The sequence below is a fragment of the Brevibacterium sp. Mu109 genome (assembly GCF_900169375.1).
In the GTDB taxonomy this organism is placed as follows: domain Bacteria; phylum Actinomycetota; class Actinomycetes; order Actinomycetales; family Brevibacteriaceae; genus Brevibacterium; species Brevibacterium yomogidense_A.
Window position 1 is genome coordinate 1 of record NZ_FXZF01000070.1, and the last position, 3,404, is coordinate 3,404.

At 66.3% G+C, this 3,404-nt stretch carries 2 protein-coding genes; both read right to left on the reverse strand.

What is annotated here, in order from left to right; all coding sequences use genetic code 11:
* Positions 1–653: 653 nt before the first annotated feature.
* Entirely contained in the window at positions 654–977 is a 324-nt protein-coding gene (locus tag BSP109_RS16335; RefSeq protein ID WP_101602016.1) for a hypothetical protein, read from the reverse strand.
* 43 nt (positions 978–1,020) lie between these two features.
* Positions 1,021–3,090 (reverse strand): phage/plasmid primase, P4 family, encoded by a 2,070-nt coding sequence (locus tag BSP109_RS16340; protein WP_180959800.1) that lies wholly within the window; start codon positions 3,088–3,090, stop codon positions 1,021–1,023.
* Positions 3,091–3,404 lie beyond the last annotated feature (314 nt).

Consider the following 3,404-nt stretch of genomic DNA (forward strand, 5'->3'; position numbering starts at 1 on the left):
CGCCGGTGATGTGGATGCCGAGTTCGAGGGTGCGGCAGATGACATCGGCTACAGGACACGACTGGGCTGAGGAGGTAGATTGCATGGCAGGGCCTTGGGTGTGAGGGATCTTGGAGAATTTCCATCATCACCCAAGGCCCGCCTCTCATTCATCACCGACACACTGGGTGCAGAGACCCTGCTACGCACTCTGAAACCGGAAGAGCCCGTTTTTCGAGCGCTTCTCTTCCGCGCTCTTGCACCGCTTCGCGCGCTCCTCATCGGGCATCGAATGTCCCTTCCTCGGCATCGCTCTGCCCTCCCTGCTCGCACCCTCCAGCGCGCTCGTCTCTGCACTCCGTGCGGGCCAGCGCCCTCACGCGCACGGCCCTGTCGCTCCGTCGTCCGTCCGTCCTCCTCCGCACGCTCCGCGGCCGCCGACACCGGTGGGCACCTGGTCGTCGTCCTCGTCGCGGGTCGGCCTTATAAACGCACCCCGGCCTGGTGGCCGGTGGGCGCTTATAAAGCCTCCCGGCGAGCAGTCACGTCAGTTACTAGGGGGTCGTATACACACCCCCAGTAACCGACGCGATCAGCTCGCTCAGGAGGCTTCGCCTCCCGAGACCCTCCACCCCGCGAGCGGGGCCCCGGCGGACGGCGGAGCCGCCCGTGCATCACGAGCGCGCTCCGCCGCTGTGATGCTGCCGCGCGTGGGCCACGTCTTCGCCGAAGCCGTGGCCCACGGAATCGCCGTCGTCGGGGGCCGCGGTGTCGTCGTCTCCGTGGGCCACAGGGTCGGCGTCTCCGTGGTCCGCGCCGTCGCTGACGGGCAGCTTGGCCCGCGCTGTCTTGATGCGTGCCGTGGTGCCCGCAACGCCCGGGGCGAGGAGGTCGGCGACCTCACGACCGAACGCCTCGAACTCCTTCTTCTCCTGCGCCCTCTGTTTGCGCTTCAGCGCCGCGATCTGACCGGCGAGGATGTCGCTGTTCTGTGCCATGATGTGCTCCTAGATCGTGTGGTTCGGTTGCGTGATCCGACGGCTACGAATCGTGCTCGGTGTCCTGGGAACGGACGAGGGCGCTGGGCGATGCAGACACGCCCTGGTGCCCGGGCGCGGGCCCTGATGCTTGGTCCTCCGCGTACGAGCGCGCGGCCATGGCCGCAGCCCGTGTCCGGACGGCGTCGTGGCCGATGACCGAGCCGTCGCCAGCATCGGGCACGGGCTCGGAGGGCTGGACACGGACGAGACCCGCATAGACCGGCTTGAGGTCGGGCATGAGGGCCTGGGCGGTTCCGCGCGGCCCGGACGAGCTCGTCCAGGCCGTCAGTGAGAACTCGGCGATCAGCGGCTCGCCGACAGTGATGCGATTGGCTGACCGATAGCGCGTGCCCTTCTCGGTGGTCCACTCGGCGTCGTCCTCGACGATCCCGGCCAGGGCCTCGTCGAAGGCGCGCTTGGCCAGGGGCCGCCCCGACGGATGCTGCTCCTTGAACCACGCCTTGAACAGGTCGTAGAGGAACATGAGAGGCAGCAGATCCCACTGGAACGACTCGCGGAAGTCCAGCCAGAACGCGCGGACCGGGTCGTTGAACGCCTTGTAGTCGTCGAGCATCTTCTGACTGGAGGCGGGCACGTCGAGCGCGTAGTAGTCGTCCATGAACGTCCGCTCCGGCGAGCCGAGCACGCGGACCATGACGTACTGGAGGACGTCCTCGCGCAGGAGGAAGTCGTCCTTGATGTACTTCTTCTCGATGCCGGTGAAGCATTTCTCGAAAGGAATGAATACTTGCCTGCGGTAGAACGACTCGGAGCGGTCGGAGACGAGAGGCTTCTCGTTGAGGCACTGCACCATGAAGCCCCAGAACTGGAATGAAATGGGGTCCTTGTGCTTCCGATCGACCATGAGGTAGTCGTGGGTGGTGATCGCCTTGAGGTTGGCGGCCTTGTCGACGTAGGTGCCGACGTCATTCTCGTCCGTGAGGATCGCGGTGGCCCCGGCGAGCTGCTGGAGCGAGAACTGCTCGCCCATCTTCGACAGGGGCAGGCTCACACACGAGCGCATCCCGATTAGGTTGCGCATCATGGCCACGAGCGTGCCCTTGCCGTTGTTGCCCCGCGTCGAGTAGAACCAGGCCGACTTGTTCCAGGAGACGTAGGGGCGCAGGGTGGCCCCGATGACCTGCCAGAGCAGGTCGACGATCTCCGGGTCGTCTGACAGCGTGCGCATCCAGGACTCGACGGACCAGGTCTGGCCGCCGCACACGGAGCCCTCGACGCAGTCGGTGCGGATGCAGCCGTCGACATGGGGCTCAGGGATGGCGACGTCGCGAGCGTCGGGGTCGTAGGCCATGGCGGCTTTGCCGGTGATGACGTGCTCCGGCGAGAAGGGCTCCAAGCGCTTCGTGCGGTAGTCGAAGATGCCGTTGCCCAGCGGCAGGAGGTCGGGGTCGACGGTGCGCTCGCGCCGAGGCGCGAGAGCGCGCACGCGGCCCTCGACTTCCTTGACGGCGCGGTCGTTGAGGTCGGGGGCGTATGCCCGGGCCAGTGTGGCGATATGGTCGACGTTGAGCTCGTAGAGGCCGGCGTTGGGCCCCGTGGTGCCGTAGACCGAGAGCATGTCGCGCTCGGCGGTCTGTCCCGGTGCCATGATGTTCACGACGTGATGCACCTCGATGATGATGCGCGCCACTGCCAAGGGCGATAGCGCCGTGACCCGCCTGTAGGGCCGAAGCACATCCGAGGCCTTCATCTTCGTGCCGTCCTCGTCGAACTCCTCGGCGAAAAGTCGACGGAACTGCGCGATGCCCTCGTTCAGGTAACGGGTCACCGCGCGCCCGATAGCGACTTCGCAGCCCGAGAACGTCGTGTTCATGAGCAACTTCGCCATGAGCGTCTCGGTGCGCTTGGCCCCCTTGGGAGACTCGGGGGCGACGGCGTGGCCGTGCTCGATGAGCTGCATCCGCAGTGACTCCCAGGGGCCGCCGGGTGTGAAAAACCCGTCGAGCAACCTAGCGAGGAGATCGGGGTAGAGCAGATCGGTGATCTTCGCCGCACCCGATACGGCGCGCGGGTTGACGTCGTAGTCGAAGTTCTGGGCGATCTCGTCCAAGCTGGCCGAGGGTGCCCTAAACTTGACCTTAGAGCTTGCCTCGCTCGAAGCCCCGGGCGCCCGCCCGGGGCCTTTCTCTGCGCTCATCGCGGTGCCACCCACCCGCCCGCCGCGAAGGCGTCGACGTGCTCGCTGGTGACGCGGATCACGCGACCGACGCGAAAGTGGCCGAGTTCCCCGGACTTAACCTTGATCCACCGGTTCGCTTGATGGCAAGGGGCTCACTCGGATTCGAGTGCGAACGCGGTGCGAGGGCAGGAAGTAGTGTCCCGGTCTCTCACCGGTCTCTTCCACATAGATGATTCCCCGGGGTC

Coding starts and splice junctions, on each gene's coding strand:
- BSP109_RS16335 (WP_101602016.1), bottom strand. CDS start 977: ATGGCACAGAACAGCGACATCCTCGCCGGTCAGATCGCGGCGCTGAAG.